Annotated in this window: 12 protein-coding genes; 8 read left to right on the top strand and 4 right to left on the bottom strand. The window is 69.7% G+C overall.

Annotation, left to right across the window (positions count from 1 at the left end; translation table 11 throughout):
• Positions 1-16: 16 nt before the first annotated feature.
• Positions 17-247, bottom strand: a complete 231-nt coding sequence (locus JNB61_RS05280) for a YkvA family protein (RefSeq protein ID WP_220338956.1) — start codon at positions 245-247, stop codon at positions 17-19.
• Between the two features lie 255 nt (positions 248-502).
• On the opposite strand from JNB61_RS05280, the gene pulA reads away from it, so the two are divergent.
• A complete protein-coding gene (gene pulA / locus JNB61_RS05275; RefSeq protein ID WP_220338955.1) occupies positions 503-6,226 on the top strand; it encodes a pullulanase-type alpha-1,6-glucosidase in 5,724 nt (1,907 codons plus the stop codon).
• 54 nt (positions 6,227-6,280) lie between these two features.
• Here the strand turns inward: pulA and JNB61_RS05270 are convergent, their stop codons facing one another.
• Complete coding sequence (locus JNB61_RS05270) at positions 6,281-6,631, bottom strand: hypothetical protein (protein WP_220338954.1); 351 nt, start codon at positions 6,629-6,631, stop codon at positions 6,281-6,283.
• Between the two features lie 91 nt (positions 6,632-6,722).
• The gene (locus JNB61_RS05265; protein ID WP_220288493.1) at positions 6,723-6,902 is read right to left on the bottom strand and encodes a hypothetical protein; all 180 of its coding nucleotides are present in this window, start codon (positions 6,900-6,902) and stop codon (positions 6,723-6,725) included.
• 123 nt (positions 6,903-7,025) lie between these two features.
• Here JNB61_RS05265 and JNB61_RS05260 point away from each other — a divergent pair, with 123 nt between their 5' ends.
• The 5 genes from JNB61_RS05260 to JNB61_RS05240 all read left to right on the top strand — a co-directional run bounded on the left by JNB61_RS05260 (position 7,026) and on the right by JNB61_RS05240 (position 11,974).
• On the top strand, positions 7,026-8,342 hold the full coding sequence (locus JNB61_RS05260) for an MFS transporter (protein WP_220288494.1): 1,317 nt from the start codon (positions 7,026-7,028) through the stop codon (positions 8,340-8,342).
• 106 nt (positions 8,343-8,448) lie between these two features.
• Entirely contained in the window at positions 8,449-8,781 is a 333-nt protein-coding gene (locus tag JNB61_RS05255; RefSeq protein ID WP_159841342.1) for a YciI family protein, read from the top strand.
• Between the two features lie 160 nt (positions 8,782-8,941).
• Positions 8,942-10,114, top strand: a complete 1,173-nt coding sequence (locus tag JNB61_RS05250; protein WP_220338953.1) for an acyl-CoA dehydrogenase family protein — start codon at positions 8,942-8,944, stop codon at positions 10,112-10,114.
• A gap of 24 nt (positions 10,115-10,138) precedes the next feature.
• A complete protein-coding gene (mmsB, locus tag JNB61_RS05245; protein ID WP_220338952.1) occupies positions 10,139-11,038 on the top strand; it encodes a 3-hydroxyisobutyrate dehydrogenase in 900 nt (299 codons plus the stop codon).
• Between the two features lie 144 nt (positions 11,039-11,182).
• Positions 11,183-11,974 (top strand): enoyl-CoA hydratase, encoded by a 792-nt coding sequence (locus JNB61_RS05240; protein WP_220338951.1) that lies wholly within the window; start codon positions 11,183-11,185, stop codon positions 11,972-11,974.
• A 120-nt stretch (positions 11,975-12,094) separates the two neighbouring features.
• Here the strand turns inward: JNB61_RS05240 and JNB61_RS05235 are convergent, their stop codons facing one another.
• Entirely contained in the window at positions 12,095-12,631 is a 537-nt protein-coding gene (locus tag JNB61_RS05235) for a MarR family winged helix-turn-helix transcriptional regulator (RefSeq protein ID WP_220288498.1), read from the bottom strand.
• A gap of 179 nt (positions 12,632-12,810) precedes the next feature.
• On the opposite strand from JNB61_RS05235, the gene JNB61_RS05230 reads away from it, so the two are divergent.
• Positions 12,811-13,587, top strand: a complete 777-nt coding sequence (locus tag JNB61_RS05230; protein WP_220288499.1) for an electron transfer flavoprotein subunit beta/FixA family protein — start codon at positions 12,811-12,813, stop codon at positions 13,585-13,587.
• A gap of 10 nt (positions 13,588-13,597) precedes the next feature.
• Positions 13,598-14,563 carry an electron transfer flavoprotein subunit alpha/FixB family protein gene (locus tag JNB61_RS05225; protein WP_220288500.1) on the top strand — a complete coding sequence of 322 codons (966 nt, stop codon included), beginning with the start codon at positions 13,598-13,600 and terminating at the stop codon, positions 14,561-14,563.
• Positions 14,564-14,565 lie beyond the last annotated feature (2 nt).

Below are 14,565 nucleotides of genomic sequence, written 5' to 3'. Positions count from 1 at the left end.
CGCCGCCGGCTGACGGCTACGGCGCCTTCAGGGCTGCCTGCCACCGATCGTGCTCGCGCACCACGAGCAGGGCGAGGATGCTCCAGACGCCGAGGTCGTCGGTGATACCTAGGGGCCCGAGTACGAGCTCGGGGATCAGATCGATCGGCGAGATCGCGTAGACGACCGCGGCGGTCGCGGCGATCCACGTCGTCGGGGCGAGGCGGTGCTCACCGCCCCTGAGTGCCTTGAGGAACCTCCACCACATGCAGTCCAGTGTGCGCCGCACGGAGGTACGCAGGGGCGGGCGGTACCAACTTGTGACCTTCGGTCGATTGTCGTCGCTATGCAAGCGGTTGCGTGAACGGGAGGCAAATGGATGCGTCGGCCCGCAGCATCCGCTCGATGAAAGCCCTCTCATGCTGTAAGCGCTTGCAATTCTCGCGACGCCGCTGTTAGTGTCGGCCGCACAACTGCACCGCGGGCACGTCGGCGTGCCCATCGCCCCACCCCAGGAGCCCCCGTGTCGAAGTCGACCCCAGGACGTGCCCGCATACTCACCGCCAGCCTTGCCGCGGCGGCGCTCATCGCGACGGGGGGAGCGGTCGCGATCGCCCCCGCGGCCGCCGCCGAGCGCACGTTCGCCCTCGTCGGCAGCCTGCAGTCCGAACTCGGATGCGCCGACGACTGGAAGCCCGATTGCGCGGCGACCGAGCTCACCGCGACCGATACCGCGGGGGTCTATGCGGCGGAGTTCGAGGTGCCGGCCGGCTCGTACGAGTACAAGGTCGCCGTCAACGACGCGTGGGACGAGTCGTACGGGCTGAACGGCGGCAGCGACAACATCCCGCTCACGATCGGCGGACCGGCGACGCTGCGGTTCGTCTTCGACGACAACACCCACCGCGTGGGCCTCGAGGCGAAGAGCCTGCGCGCCGGGTACACCGCCGACGACGATGCGCTCGTCGCGGCGCCCGCCCGGCAGCCGGGCAGCCAGGAGCAGTTCTACTTCGTGATGACCGATCGCTTCGCCAACGGCGACACGGCGAACGACCAGGGAGCGCTCACGGGTGACCGGCTCACGACCGGTTTCGACCCGACCGACAAGGGCTTCTACAACGGCGGCGACATCGCGGGCCTGCGCGAGAAGCTCGACTACATCGACGGCCTCGGCACCACGGCGATCTGGCTGACCCCGAGCTTCAAGAACAACCCGGTGCAGGGCGAGGGGGCGAACGCGAGCGCCGGCTACCACGGGTACTGGATCACCGACTTCACGCAGATCGACCCTCACCTCGGCACCAACGCGGAGCTGGAGGCGCTCATCTCCGAGGCGCATGCCAAGGGGATCAAGGTCTACTTCGACATCATCACGAACCACACCGCCGACCTGATCTCGAACACCCAGGGCCAGTACTCGTACATCGACCAGGCGACGAGCCCCTACAAGGATGCGTCGGGCACCGCCTTCGACCCCGCCGACTACGCGGGCACCGACACCTTCCCCGCGCTCGATGCCGCGACCTCGTTCCCCTACACGCCGGTCGTGAGCGACGCGACCGCGAAGGTTCCGGCCTGGCTGAACGACCCCACGCTGTACCACAACCGCGGCGACTCGACGTGGTCGGGCGAGTCGGTCACCTACGGCGACTTCTCGGGACTCGACGACCTGATGACCGAGCACCCCACCGTCGTGAACGGCTTCGTCGACGTCTACCAGGACTGGATCGATCTCGGGATCGACGGTTTCCGCATCGACACCGCCAAGCATGTGAACTTCGAGTTCTGGGAGCAGTGGACCACGGAGGTGCTCGACTACGCCCACTCCCTCGGCAAGAAGGACTTCTTCATGTTCGGCGAGGTCTACGACGCCGACCCCGTGAAGCTGTCGCCGTACGTCCGCGACACCGACATGAACTCGGTGCTCGACTTCACCTTCCAGTCCTCGGCCGTGAGCTTCGCCGCGGGCAACAGCGCGAAGGGGCTGCAGGCGCTGTACGCGGGCGACGACTGGTACACGACGACCGACACGTCGGCCACGGCGCTGCCGACCTTCCTCGGCAACCACGACATGGGCCGCGTCGGCTACATGCTGCAGTCGACCCCGAACGCGCTCGAGCGCGACCTGCTCGCACACGACCTGATGTTCCTCGGCCGCGGCCAGCCCGTCGTCTACTACGGCGACGAGCAGGGCTTCGCCGGCGCGGGCGGCGACAAGGACGCGCGCCAGACGCTCTTCGCGACCGAGGTCGCCCAGTACCAGAACGAGAAGCTCATCGACGGCACGACCGCCGGATCGGTCGACCGCTACGACCCGAACGCGCCGGTCTACGAGCGGATCGCCGATCTGGCCGCGCTGCGGGAGGCGCACCCCGCCCTCGTGACCGGTGCGCAGATCGAGCGCTACGCCGACAACGGCGCCGGCGTCTACGCCTTCTCCCGTGTCGACCGCGACGAGAAGGTCGAGTACCTGGTCGCGCTGAACAACACGACGGCGGCGAAGACCGTGAACGTCACGACGCTCACCCCGGACGCCTCGTTCGCTCCCGTGTACGGCGCCGACGCGGCGGTGTCGACGGATGCCTCGGCCGTGGCCTCCGTCAGCGTCCCCGCCCTGTCGGCCGTCGTCTACCGCGCCGGGACCACGGTGGCGGCTCCGGAGTCGCCGCTCGCCATCTCGGTGAGCGCGCCGAACGCTGGTGCGGGGCTCACGGGATCGGTCGCGATCAGCGCGGACGTGGACGATGCGACGTGGCAGGAGACGAGCTTCTCGTGGCGTGTCGCCGGGGCCGATGAGTGGCATGCGCTGGGGACCGCCGAAGACACTGACCCCCGCGTCTTCCACACGGTCGAGGGCCTCGCGAACGGCACGCTCGTCGAGTACCGCGCGGTCACGACCGACGCCGCCGGGCGCCACGCCGCCGCGTCGACCTACGCGTCGGTGGGCAACGCGGTGTCGCTCGTCGTCGAGGAGGAGCCCGAGTCGCCGATCGACATGGTGACCGTGCCCGGAAACCTCAACTCCGAGATGGGCTGCGCCGGCGACTGGACCCCGGGCTGCGAGGCGGCGAAGCTCACGCTCCGTGCGGACGGCATCTGGGCGGGCACCTTCGACCTTCCGGCGAACACGTACGAGTACAAGGTCGCGATCAACGGCACGTGGGACGTCAACTACGGCGCGAACGGCGCCCCGGGCGGCGCGAACATCACCATCGCGCACGCCGGCGGGCCGATCACGTTCTACTTCGACCCGCGCTCGAACATCGTGCAGTCGACTGCTGAGGGCCCGACCGTCACGCTGCCGGGTTCCGCGCAGAGCGAGCTGGGCTGCGCCGGCGACTGGGATCCGGGCTGCCTCGCGACACTCATGGCCGACGGCGACAAGGACGGCGTCTACGAGTTCTCGACCGACGAGATCCCCGCCGGCGCCTACGAGATCAAGGTCGCGCACGGCCTCGGCTGGAACGAGAACTACGGCGTGGGAGGAGCACCGAGCGGCGCAAACTACTCGTTCAGCGCGAGCGACGGCAAGCTGATCGCCTTCCGCTACACCCTCGCGACCCACGTGCTCGAGATCGAGGAGACCGACCCGCCGCTCGCCGGTGTGGGAGAGCATCGCGCGCACTGGATCGACGCCGACACGATCGCCTGGCCGGCCGACCTCGGCGCCGTGCCCGCCGACGGCTCGTGGCAGCTGCACGCCTCGGCCGACGCGTCGATCGCACTCTCGGACGGCGAGATCACGGGTGGTGACGTGGTCGAGCTCACGGTGGTCGAGAGCGGGCTGACCGCCGAGCAGAAGGCCGACTTCCCTGCTCTCGCGAACTTCGTCGCGCTGAGCGTGCCTTCGGGGACGGATGCTGCCGCCCTCGTCCGCGGCCAGCTCGCGGTGTCGCAGCGCGACGCCGACGGCGTGCTCTCGGGCTTCACCGGGGTGCAGATCCCGGGTGTGCTCGACGACCTCTACGCGGACGCGCTGGCCGACGCCGACCTCGGTGTGACGTTCTCGAAGGACAAGCCGACGTTCCGCCTGTGGGCGCCCACCGCCCAGAGCGCGACCCTGCTCACGTGGGACGCCGGAGCCGATGGCGACCCCGTGCGCCACGAGGCGGCGTGGGACGCAGCATCCGGAATCTGGACGGTGAAGGGCACGAAGGCACTGAAGGGCGACGAGTACCTGTGGGAGGTCGTCGTCTACGCCCCGACCACCGGCAAGATCGAGACGAACGACGTCACGGACCCGTACTCGGTCGCGCTGACGACGAACTCCGAGCGGTCGGTCGCGATCGACCCGAACGACAAGCAGTGGCGTCCGAAGGGCTGGGAGAAGACGAAGGCGCCCGCGATCGACCGACCGGTCGACCGTGCGATCTACGAGCTGCACGTGCGTGACTTCTCGATCACCGACGAGTCGGTGCCGGAGGCCGAACGGGGCACGTACGCGGCGTTCTCGCGCGACAGCGCGGGCACGACGCAGCTGCGCCAGCTCGCCGACGCGGGCATCAACACGGTGCATCTGCTGCCGACCTTCGACATCGCCACGATCCAGGAGGACCGCTCCTCGCAGGCCGTTCCGGACTGCGACCTGGCGTCGTACGCGGCCGACAGCACCGAGCAGCAGGCATGCATCGACCAGATCGTGGACGCCGACGGCTTCAACTGGGGCTACGACCCGTACCACTACTCGGTGCCCGAAGGCTCGTATGCCACCGACCCCGAGGGCGGCGCGCGCGTCGCGGAGTTCCGCTCGATGGTGGGGGCGCTGCACGGCATGGGCCTGCAGGTCGTGCTCGACCAGGTGTTCAACCACACCTCGGCGTCGGGTCAGGCGCCGACCTCGGTGCTCGACCAGGTCGTGCCCGGGTACTACCAGCGCCTCAACCTCGCGGGCGGCGTCGAGACGTCGACGTGCTGCCAGAACGTGGCCACGGAGCACGAGGTCGCGCAGAAGCTGATGGTCGACTCGGTCGTGACCTGGGCCCGTGAGTACAAGGTCGACGGCTTCCGCTTCGACCTGATGGGCCACCACTCGAAGGAGAACATGCTCGCGATCCGTGCGGCGCTCGACGAGCTCACGCTCAAGGGCGACGGGGTCGACGGCAAGGCGATCTACCTCTACGGCGAGGGCTGGAACTTCGGCGAGGTCGCGAACAACGCCCTCTTCGAGCAGGCCACGCAGGGGCAGCTCGGCGGCACGGGCATCGGCACGTTCAGCGACAGGCTGCGCGACGCCGTCCACGGCGGCAGCCCGGTCGCCGGCGAGACGATCCAGCAGCAGGGCTTCGGCACCGGCCTCGGCACCGACCCCAACGGCGCGCCGATCAACGGCACGGCCGAAGCGGCCCTCGCCGACCTCGCGCACCAGACCGATCTCGTGAAGCTGGGCCTCGCGGGAAACCTCCGTGACTACACGCTGACCGACCACACGGGCGCCGTGAAGGCGGGCGACGAGCTGGACTACCGCGGCTCGCCGGCGGGGTATGCCGACCAGCCCGACGAGATCATCACCTACGTCGACGCGCACGACAACGAGACGCTGTACGACCTGTCGGTGCTCAAGCTCCCCGCCGACACCACGATGGCCGACCGCGTGCGCATGAACACGCTGTCGCTCGCGACCACCGCGTTCGCACAGACCCCGTCGTTCTGGCACGCCGGCACCGAGCTGCTGCGCTCGAAGTCGCTCGACCGCAACAGCTACAACTCGGGCGACTGGTTCAACCGCATCGACTGGACCGGCCAGGAGTCGACTTTCGGGTCGGGTCTGCCGCGCGAGGCCGACAACGGCACCTCGTGGGCGATCAAGCAGCCGCTGCTGGCGAACCCGGCGAACAAGCCGGCGGCGTCGGACATCGCCACGGCCGAGGCATCCGCTCTCGATCTGCTCCGCGTGCGTGAGGAGGTCGGCCTGCTCCGGCTCGGGTCTGCCGCGCTGATCGGCGAGAAGGTGACGTTCCCGAACAGCGGGACGGATGCCGACCCCGGCGTGATCGTGATGCTCATCGACGACCTCGTGGGCAAGGACGTCGACCCGACTCTGAAGGGCGCCCTCGTGGTCTTCAACGCGGGGACCGAGGCGACGAGCCAGACGATCGCGGAGCTGAAGGGCCGCTCGTTCGCCCTGACGCCGGCGCTCGCGAACGGCTCGGACGCGGTCGTGAAGACGACCACGTGGAACGCCTCGACCGGGACGGTCACGGTGCCCGCCCGCACGGCGGTGGTGCTGGTCGAGACCCAGCGCCGCTGAGGCCACGACACCACCGCGCCCGCCCGTCGTCGCGACGAGCGGGCGCGGTGCGTGTCAGAGACTCATCCGGACGAGCAGGGTGTCGGCGGCGCTCGAGATCGTGCTCAGCTGCCAGAACACGACGACGAGGGCGATGAGGGCGAAGAGCGCGATCGTCGACACCGTCGCGCGGCGGACGACGCGGTCGACGAGCACTCCCACCACCGTCGCGATGGCGATCGTCGAGCCGGCGACGCTCGCGAAAGCCATCCGGATGTAGGCGGGGTCGTCGGGCGCCTCCCAGCTCGTCGCCAGAAGAGACAGCGTGGCGGGCACGAGCACGATGCCGGCGAACAGCAGGATCGGGGCGGAGAACCCCCGCAGGCTGGTTCCGGGGCGGGGCTTGCGCGTCGCGACGTCGGTCATGGCGGGAGCCTAGGGGAGTCCGCAGCGCGGGTCACGCGCGGAGTTCTGATGACGCTGCCGATGCGCACCAGATCGCCGCTGCGGTCGACGACTAGATCAGTTCCATCAGCTGCGGCCCGAACACCAGGGCGGCCGCGACGGCGACACCGGCGACCGCGAGCGCGGCGATCGTGACGACGAGGATGTTGCCCCCGATGGTGAGAAGCAGCGCCGCAGCAGCGGAGAGCTCGCGGCGACGGGTGACCGGGATCGTGGACGTGGTGCTGACCATGCCGTCGACGCTACGGAGCGAGGCCCGCCACCGCGTCAGCCCGGAGTCTCATCCGAGTCCATCCGGAGGATGATCTCCCGCGCCACTTGACAGCGATCGCATTCTTCACACAAAGTCGGCGGCGTGAGCCGGCTCGACGAACCCGAGGGCGTGGGGACCGTTCCCCGCTCGCGACGGATCCATCCCGCCTGGTTCGTCGCGGCGACCGCGCTCGTCGCGCTGATCGGAGCGGCGGGGTTCCGGGCGGCACCCGGCGCGCTGATGCTGCCGCTCGAGGAGGAATTCGGCTGGTCGCTCACCGAGATGTCGGTCGCGGTCACGCTGAACCTGCTGCTCTTCGGGCTCACCGCGCCGTTCGCGGCCGCCCTGATGCAGCGGTTCGGCATCCGGGCGGTCACGGCGACGGCGCTCCTGTTGATCGCCGCGGGGGCGGCGCTCACCGTGTTCGTCACCGCGCCGTGGATGCTGCTGCTCACGTGGGGGCTGCTGATCGGCCTCGGCACGGGCTCGATGGCGCTCGTGTTCGCCGCGACCGTGACCGACACGTGGTTCGCGAAGCGACGGGGGCTCGTTTCGGGCGTCCTGACCGCCGGGAGCGCGACCGGTCAGCTCATCTTCCTGCCGATCATCGCCGTCGCGGCCGAGGATTACGGCTGGCGGGTCGCCTCCCTCATCATCGCGAGCGGCGCGCTGCTCGTCGTGCCGCTCGTCCTCGCGCTGCTCCGGGACCGGCCGACCGATCTGGGAGTGGGGCGCTACGGAGAACCCGACCCTGCCGTCGAGAAGGCGCCGGTACCAGCGGTCCGGCCGGCGCGGGGCGACGGAGCGGCAGCACTCGCGCTGCGGGCGTTGCGCGACGCGTCGAAGGTGCGCGCGTTCTGGGCTCTCGTGGCCGGCTTCGCCATCTGCGGTGCCACGACGAACGGGCTCGTCGGCACCCACTTCATCCCCAGTGCACATGATCATGGGATGCCGCAGACCACCGCGGCCGGATTGCTCGCGGTCGTCGGCATCTTCGACATCGCCGGTACGGTGCTGTCGGGCTGGCTCACCGACCGGTTCAATCCCCGCATCCTGCTCGCGGTCTACTACGCGGGTCGCGGGATCAGTCTGCTGTTCCTGCCGAGCCTGCTCTCGTCGACCCTGGAGCCGAGCATCGTCGTCTTCATCGTCGTGTATGGGCTCGACTGGGTCGCGACCGTGCCGCCGACGATCGCTCTGTGCCGTGAGATCTTCGGCGACCGAGGCCCGCTGGTGTTCGGGTGGGTGTTCGCAGCCCACCAGATCGGTGCGGGCATCGCGTCGGTGCTCGCCGGGATCGTGCGCGACCAGACCGGGCAGTACACCGTCGCATGGTTCGCGGCGGCCGGGCTGTGCGCCGTCGCCGCGGTGATCAGCGGCGCGATCGCCCGGCGACCGCACTCCCGCACACTGCGGTGACGACGCGCCCGAAAACTTCTGCGCGAAAGTGTCGACCTCGCTGTCGGCCGTCCGACGACCGGAGTGAGGCTGGCGGACGGCCGCCCACAACCGGAAGGATCACCCCATGAAGTACATGATGTTCGTCGTCACGTCGCTCGAGCCCGACGCGGAAGCCGACGAGTCGGACGTCGACCTGTGGGTCGATCCGCTCGACGCCAGCGGCAAGCGGGTCATCGGCGAGGTGCTCGCCCCGCAGTCCGACTCCACGGTGGTGAAGGTGCGCGGCGGCAAGGTGCTCACGAGCCGCGGTCCGTACGTCGAGACCGCCGAGGTCATCTGCGGGTTCGACATCCTCGAGGTGGAGAACCTGGATGAGGCGGTCGAGATCGCGTCGCGGCATCCGATGGCCCGCAACGGTCAGCTCGAATTGCGCCCGTTCATGGTCTGGGACCAGTGACGCGCAGAGGCGGCCCCCACCCGGAGGTGGAGGCCGCCTCGCTGTGCGGGAGAACTGCACTGGACGATTCGGGTGCACGGGCTTCCGAGCAATTGCATGGATGTCCTAGTATTCTGGATGTCGTGACGAAGCCGTCACCCTGACTCACCGGAGAGACGTAATGGACGCCACCCCTGTCCCCGTGCTCGCTCCCGTCGCCATCAGCGAAGACGAGCGCGCCGCCATCATCGAAGCCGTGCGGGACTTCGCACAGTCCGAACTCGAGCCGCACGCCCTGCAATGGGATGCGTCGTCGCACTTCCCGCGCGAGACCCTGCGCCTCGGCGGCGATCTCGGCCTCGGCGGCATCTATGTCCGCGAGGACGTCGGCGGCTCGGGCCTCACGCGCTCCGACGCGGCGCTGATCTTCGAGGAGCTCGCGAAGGGCGACCCCGCCATCGCCGCCTACATCTCCATCCACAACATGGTGGCGTGGATGATCGACGCCTACGGCAGCGAGCCGCAGCGCCAGGAGTGGCTGCCGCTCTTGACATCGATGCAGGGCTTCGGCAGCTACTGCCTCACCGAGCCGGGGGCGGGATCGGACGCCGCCGCCATCGCCACGAGCGCGATCCGCTCGGGCGACGAGTATGTGCTGACCGGAGTCAAGCAGTTCATCTCGGGCGGGGGCGAGGCATCCGTCTACATCGTCATGGCCCGCACGGATGCCGACGCCGGAGCCCGCGGCATCACCGCCTTCGTCGTTCCGGCGGACACCCCCGGGCTCTCGTTCGGCCAGCTCGAGCACAAGATGGGGTGGAACGCCCAGCCCACGCGTCAGGTGATCCTCGACGAGGTGCGGGTGCCGGCGGCGCACATCCTCGGCGGGGAAGGCCAGGGCTTCAAGATCGCGATGTCGGCGCTGGACGGCGGCCGCATCAACATCGCCGCGTGCTCGCTGGGCGGCGCGCAGTGGGCGCTCGACCGTGCGGTGAAGTACGTTCACGAGCGCTTCACGTTCGGTGAGCCGCTCGCCGAGAAGCAGGCTGTCGTGTTCGCGCTCGCCGACATGGCCACCGAGCTCCGCGCGGCGCGCGCCCTGGTGCGGGACGCCGCCGCCGCCCTCGACGCGAAGGCTCCGGATGCCTCGATGCAGTGCGCGATGGCCAAGCGCTTCGCGACGGATGCGGGCTTCACCGTCGCGAACCAGGCGCTGCAGCTGCACGGGGGGTACGGCTACCTCCACGATTACGGGATCGAGAAGGTGGTGCGCGATCTGCGCGTGCATCAGATCCTTGAGGGGACCAACGAGATCATGCGCGTGATCATCGGCCGCCAGCTGCTCGCGCACTGACGGTCTCAGGACGAGGAGGTCTACATGAAGATCGCATTCCTGGGGCTCGGCCACATGGGCCTGCCCATGGCGCGCAACCTCGCGGGCACCGGTCACGAGGTGGTCGGCTTCGACGTCTTCCCCGCCGCGGTCGATGCGGCGCGAGACGCGGGGCTGACCGTCGCGGATTCGGGGACGGATGCCGCCACCGCCGCGGACGTCGTCATCACGATGTTCCAGACCGGCGCGCAGGTTCTCGACGCCTATCGGGGTTCGGGTGGGGCGGAAGGACTGCTCGGGGTCGCAGCATCCGGAGCACTGTTCATCGACTGCTCGACGATCGCCGTGGACGAGGCGCGCGCCGCGCACGCGCTCGCCGAAGCGGCCGGGCACCGCTCGCTCGACGCCCCCGTGTCGGGCGGGGTGGTCGGCGCGGAGAACGCGACGCTCGCGTTCATGGTGGGCGGCACCGACGAGGACTTCGCGGCGGCCCGGCCGCTGCTCGAGGCGATGGGGCGACGTGTCGTGCACTGCGGCGGAGCCGGGCTCGGTCAGGCCGCGAAGGTGTGCAACAACATGATCCTCGCGGTGTCGCAGATCGCGGTGGCCGAGGCATTCGTGCTGGGGGAGCGGCTGGGGCTGTCGCACCAGGCGCTCTTCGACGTGGCGTCGAACGCGTCGGGGCAGTGCTGGGCGCTCACCACGAACTGCCCGGTGCCGGGGCCGGTGCCGACGAGTCCCGCGAACCGGGGCTACCAGCCCGGCTTCTCGGGTGCCCTCATGAACAAGGACCTGGGTCTTGCCGAGCAGGCCGTCCAGCTCACCGGAGTCGATGCCCGCATGGGCATGCTCGCGCGCGAGATCTACGCGCACTACGCCGACGGCCCGGGCGCCACCCAGGACTTCTCGGGGATCATCAACTCGATCCGCGAGTTCTCCGACTGAGCCGAGCTCCGCCCCGACCGCCCGGCTGCTCGCCGAAATCTCCTGATCTGGCGGAGGCAGGGCGATTCGAGCGGAATCGTCCCGTCCCCGCCGGATCTCCTGTTCTGGTGGAATGTCCACGACCCAAGACGAAAGCGAGAACCGATGACCGAGGACCACACCACCGAGTACGAGACGATCCTCGTCGAGACGCGCGGCCGGGTCGGGTGGATCACCCTCAACCGGCCCGAGGCGCTCAACGCGCTGAACTCTCAGGTGTGCCGCGACGTCGTGGCCGCAGCATCCGTCTTCGATGCCGATGAGGGGATCGGCGCGATCGTCGTCACCGGCTCGGAGCGCGCGTTCGCCGCCGGCGCCGACATCAAGGAGATGGAGTCCAAGTCGGGGCTCGAGATGCTCATGGGCGACCACTTCGGCGGCTGGACGCAGTTCGCCGCCGTCCGCACGCCCGTGATCGCGGCCGTCTCGGGCTACGCGCTCGGCGGCGGCTGCGAGCTCGCCATGATGTGCGACATCATCCTCGCCGCGGACACCGCGAAGTTCGGCCAGCCCGAGATCAACCTCGGGGTCATTCCCGGCATGGGCGGTTCGCAGCGCCTCATCCGCGCCGTCGGCTACTACAAGGCGGCCGAGCTGATCCTCACCGGACGGATGATGGATGCTGGGGAAGCCGAGCGGTCCGGACTCGTCTCGCGCGTCGTCCCCACTGCCGACCTGCTCGCCGAGGCGCAGAAGACAGCAGAGGCGATCGCGTCGAAGAGCCTTCCGTCGCTGTACGCCGCGAAGGCCGTGCTGGACGCCGCGCTCGAGGTCCCCCTGGCCGAAGGGCTGCGCCTCGAGAAGCACGTGTTCGCGAGCCTCTTCGACACCGAGGATCAGAAGGAGGGGATGGCGGCCTTCCGGGAGAAGCGCGCCCCTGAGTTCACGGGGCGCTGAATCGGACGTGCACACAGCCCCAGCCCGCTCGCCGAGACCGGGGATGCGCGCCGAACCGAGGGCGACGTCCTCGGTCTCGGCGGGAATCCCTGTCTCGCGGAGAGCCGGAGCCCCGTGCGCTCAGAGGGGGTCGGGCTGGGGTCTCGGCTCGGTGAAGTCGCCGGCGTCCTTGCGCAAGCGCGCGATGATGCGCACGAGCTCCGTCGTGTCCGCGTCGGTGAGCCCGGGATCCTCGAAGACCTCGGTGTTCAGCGCGGTCGTCGCCCGCTCCACGAGCTCACGGCCGGAGTCGGTGAGCACGAGCATCGCCGCGCGGCCGTCGCCCGGGTGCGGCTCCCGCGACACCAGACCGTCGCGGGCCAGGCGGTCGACGGTGTTCGTGACGCTGGTCGGGTGCACCTGCAGGCGGGCGATGGCGCTGGCCATCGGCATCCGCCCCTCTCTCGTGAAGCCGAGCAGGCGCAGCATCTCGTACCGCGCGAACGACAGGCCGAACGGCTTCAGAGCGGTGTCGATCCGGGCGAACAGCAGCTGCTGCGCGCGGATGATCGACGTCACGGCGGTCATGCCCGCGGCGGCGTCCTCCCAGCCATGGGCGATCCACTGGCGCTTGGCCTCGGCGATCGGGTCGACCGGAAGGCGCTTGGGTGCTGCCATGACGACCTCCTCGTCCCCACCGTATCGGTCCGGGGCGTGACGATGAACGACGGATGCCTCGAATCGGCGCTCTATGTATACACACGGCGGGTCATGGGTCAGTCATCGCCGGTTCATTTCACGGGATTGGGTACATTGCGCAGCGAGCCATAGACTCGTGCCCAGCGTGAGGAGATCGTATGAAGATCGTCGTCCTGGTCAAGGAAGTCCCGGATACCTATGGGGATCGCAAGCTGTCTCTCGAGACGGGCCTGGCCGATCGCGCCGCGAGCGAGACGGTGCTCGACGAGATCGGTGAGCGCGCCCTGGAAGTGGCGCTCTCGTACGCCGACAAGACCCCCGGCACCGAAGTCGTCGTCCTCTCGATGACGCCCGCATCGGCATCGGCGACCGTGCGCAAGGGTCTCGCGATGGGTGCCGCGTCGGCCGTGCAGGTCGTCGACGAGGGGCTGCTCGGGGCGGATCTGGGGCTCACGGCCGAGGTTCTCGCGGCGGCGCTGCAGCGCACCGGGTTCGACCTCGTGATCGGCGGCAACCTCTCGACCGACGGCGTCGGCGGGATCATCCCCGCCATGATCGCCGAGATCCTCGACGTCCCGTCGGCGACGTATCTGAGCTCGGTGGAGATCGGCGACGCCGAGGTCTCGGGCACACGGGCGTCCGACGGTGCCACGCTGCAGGTGACGGCGACGCTGCCGGCGGTGATCTCGATCACCGAGGCGCTGCCCGACGCGCGCTTCCCCAACTTCAAGGGCATCATGGCGGCGAAGAAGAAGCCGTTCGAGACGCTGTCGCTCGCCGAGCTCGAGATCGACCCGCACGACCCCGACGCGTCGCGGTCGATCGTGATCGGGCTCAGTGAGAAGCCGCCGCGCGAGGCCGGCGTCAAGATCGTCGACGAGGGGGACGCGGGGCAGAAGCTCGCGGAGTTCCTCGTCCAGAACCGGCTCGCGTGAGGAAGCGCCCATGACGTTTGCAGATGACTCGATCCTGGTCCTCCTCGACACGACGCCCTCCGGCGGGCTCGCCAAGACGGCAGCCGAGCTGCTGGGCGCGGCAGCCTCGGTGGGCACGCCGGTCGCGGTGATCATCGGAGACCCGGCTCTGGGGGCGGATGCTGCGGCCCTCGGCGCCGCATCGGTCCTGGTCGCGCCGGCCGGCGACGGGCTGACCGTGCCTCGGGTGGACGCGCTGACGGAGGCCGCCGACCTGGTGCGTCCGGACGCGATCCTCGTGGCGAACTCGGTGGAGGGCCGCGAGGTCGCCGGCCGGTATGCCGCACGCACCCGGTCGGGCGTCGCGGTGGACGCGGTCGGCGTCTCGCGCGATGCGGAGGGCGTGATCGCGCACCACTCGGTGTACGGCGGTGCGTACAACGTGGACTCGGCCGTCACGTGGGGCGCCCCGGTCATCACGATCCGGCAGGGCTCGATAGACGCCCGCGCCGAGGCGGTCACCGGCGTCGAGGCCGAGCCGCTCGAGGTCCGTGCGTCGGGTCGTCGCGCCGCCACCGTGGTCTCGGTCGACGAGGCCGTGGTGTCGTCGTCGCGTCCCGAGCTGCGCGGCGCCGCCCGCGTGGTGTCGGGCGGACGAGGTCTGGGGTCCGGCGAGAAGTTCGCGCTCGTCGAGCAGCTGGCCGACGCGCTCGGCGCCGCGGTCGGAGCGTCGCGCGCCGCGGTCGACGCCGGCTACGTGCCGTACTCGTACCAGGTCGGCCAGACCGGGGTCTCGGTGTCGCCGCAGCTGTACGTGGCGCTGGGCATCTCGGGTGCGATCCAGCACAAGGCCGGCATGCAGACCGCGAAGACCATCGTCGCGATCAACAAGGACCCCGACGCCCCGATCTTCGAGATCGCGGATTTCGGCGTCGTCGGCGACGTGTTCACGGTCGTGCCGCAGCTGATCGCGGCGCTCGAGGCGAAGAAGGCGTAACC

It is taken from the genome of Microbacterium ureisolvens (assembly GCF_019511645.1).
Taxonomy (GTDB): Bacteria; Actinomycetota; Actinomycetes; order Actinomycetales; family Microbacteriaceae; genus Microbacterium; species Microbacterium ureisolvens_A.
Note: the sequence above shows the minus strand (reverse complement) of the source record. Positions and strands in the feature narration are given on the sequence as shown.

What these genes read in the sequence shown, in the direction of transcription:
- JNB61_RS05280 (WP_220338956.1), bottom strand. Translation starts at nt 247, where the DNA reads ATGTGGTGGAGGTTCCTCAAGGCACTCAGGGGCGGTGAGCACCGCCTC.
- JNB61_RS05270 (WP_220338954.1), bottom strand. Translation starts at nt 6,631, where the DNA reads ATGACCGACGTCGCGACGCGCAAGCCCCGCCCCGGAACCAGCCTGCGG.
- JNB61_RS05265 (WP_220288493.1), bottom strand. Translation starts at nt 6,902, where the DNA reads ATGGTCAGCACCACGTCCACGATCCCGGTCACCCGTCGCCGCGAGCTC.
- JNB61_RS05255 (WP_159841342.1), top strand. Translation starts at nt 8,449, where the DNA reads ATGAAGTACATGATGTTCGTCGTCACGTCGCTCGAGCCCGACGCGGAA.
- JNB61_RS05250 (WP_220338953.1), top strand. Translation starts at nt 8,942, where the DNA reads ATGGACGCCACCCCTGTCCCCGTGCTCGCTCCCGTCGCCATCAGCGAA.
- mmsB (WP_220338952.1), top strand. Translation starts at nt 10,139, where the DNA reads ATGAAGATCGCATTCCTGGGGCTCGGCCACATGGGCCTGCCCATGGCG.
- JNB61_RS05240 (WP_220338951.1), top strand. Translation starts at nt 11,183, where the DNA reads ATGACCGAGGACCACACCACCGAGTACGAGACGATCCTCGTCGAGACG.
- JNB61_RS05235 (WP_220288498.1), bottom strand. Translation starts at nt 12,631, where the DNA reads ATGGCAGCACCCAAGCGCCTTCCGGTCGACCCGATCGCCGAGGCCAAG.
- JNB61_RS05230 (WP_220288499.1), top strand. Translation starts at nt 12,811, where the DNA reads ATGAAGATCGTCGTCCTGGTCAAGGAAGTCCCGGATACCTATGGGGAT.
- JNB61_RS05225 (WP_220288500.1), top strand. Translation starts at nt 13,598, where the DNA reads ATGACGTTTGCAGATGACTCGATCCTGGTCCTCCTCGACACGACGCCC.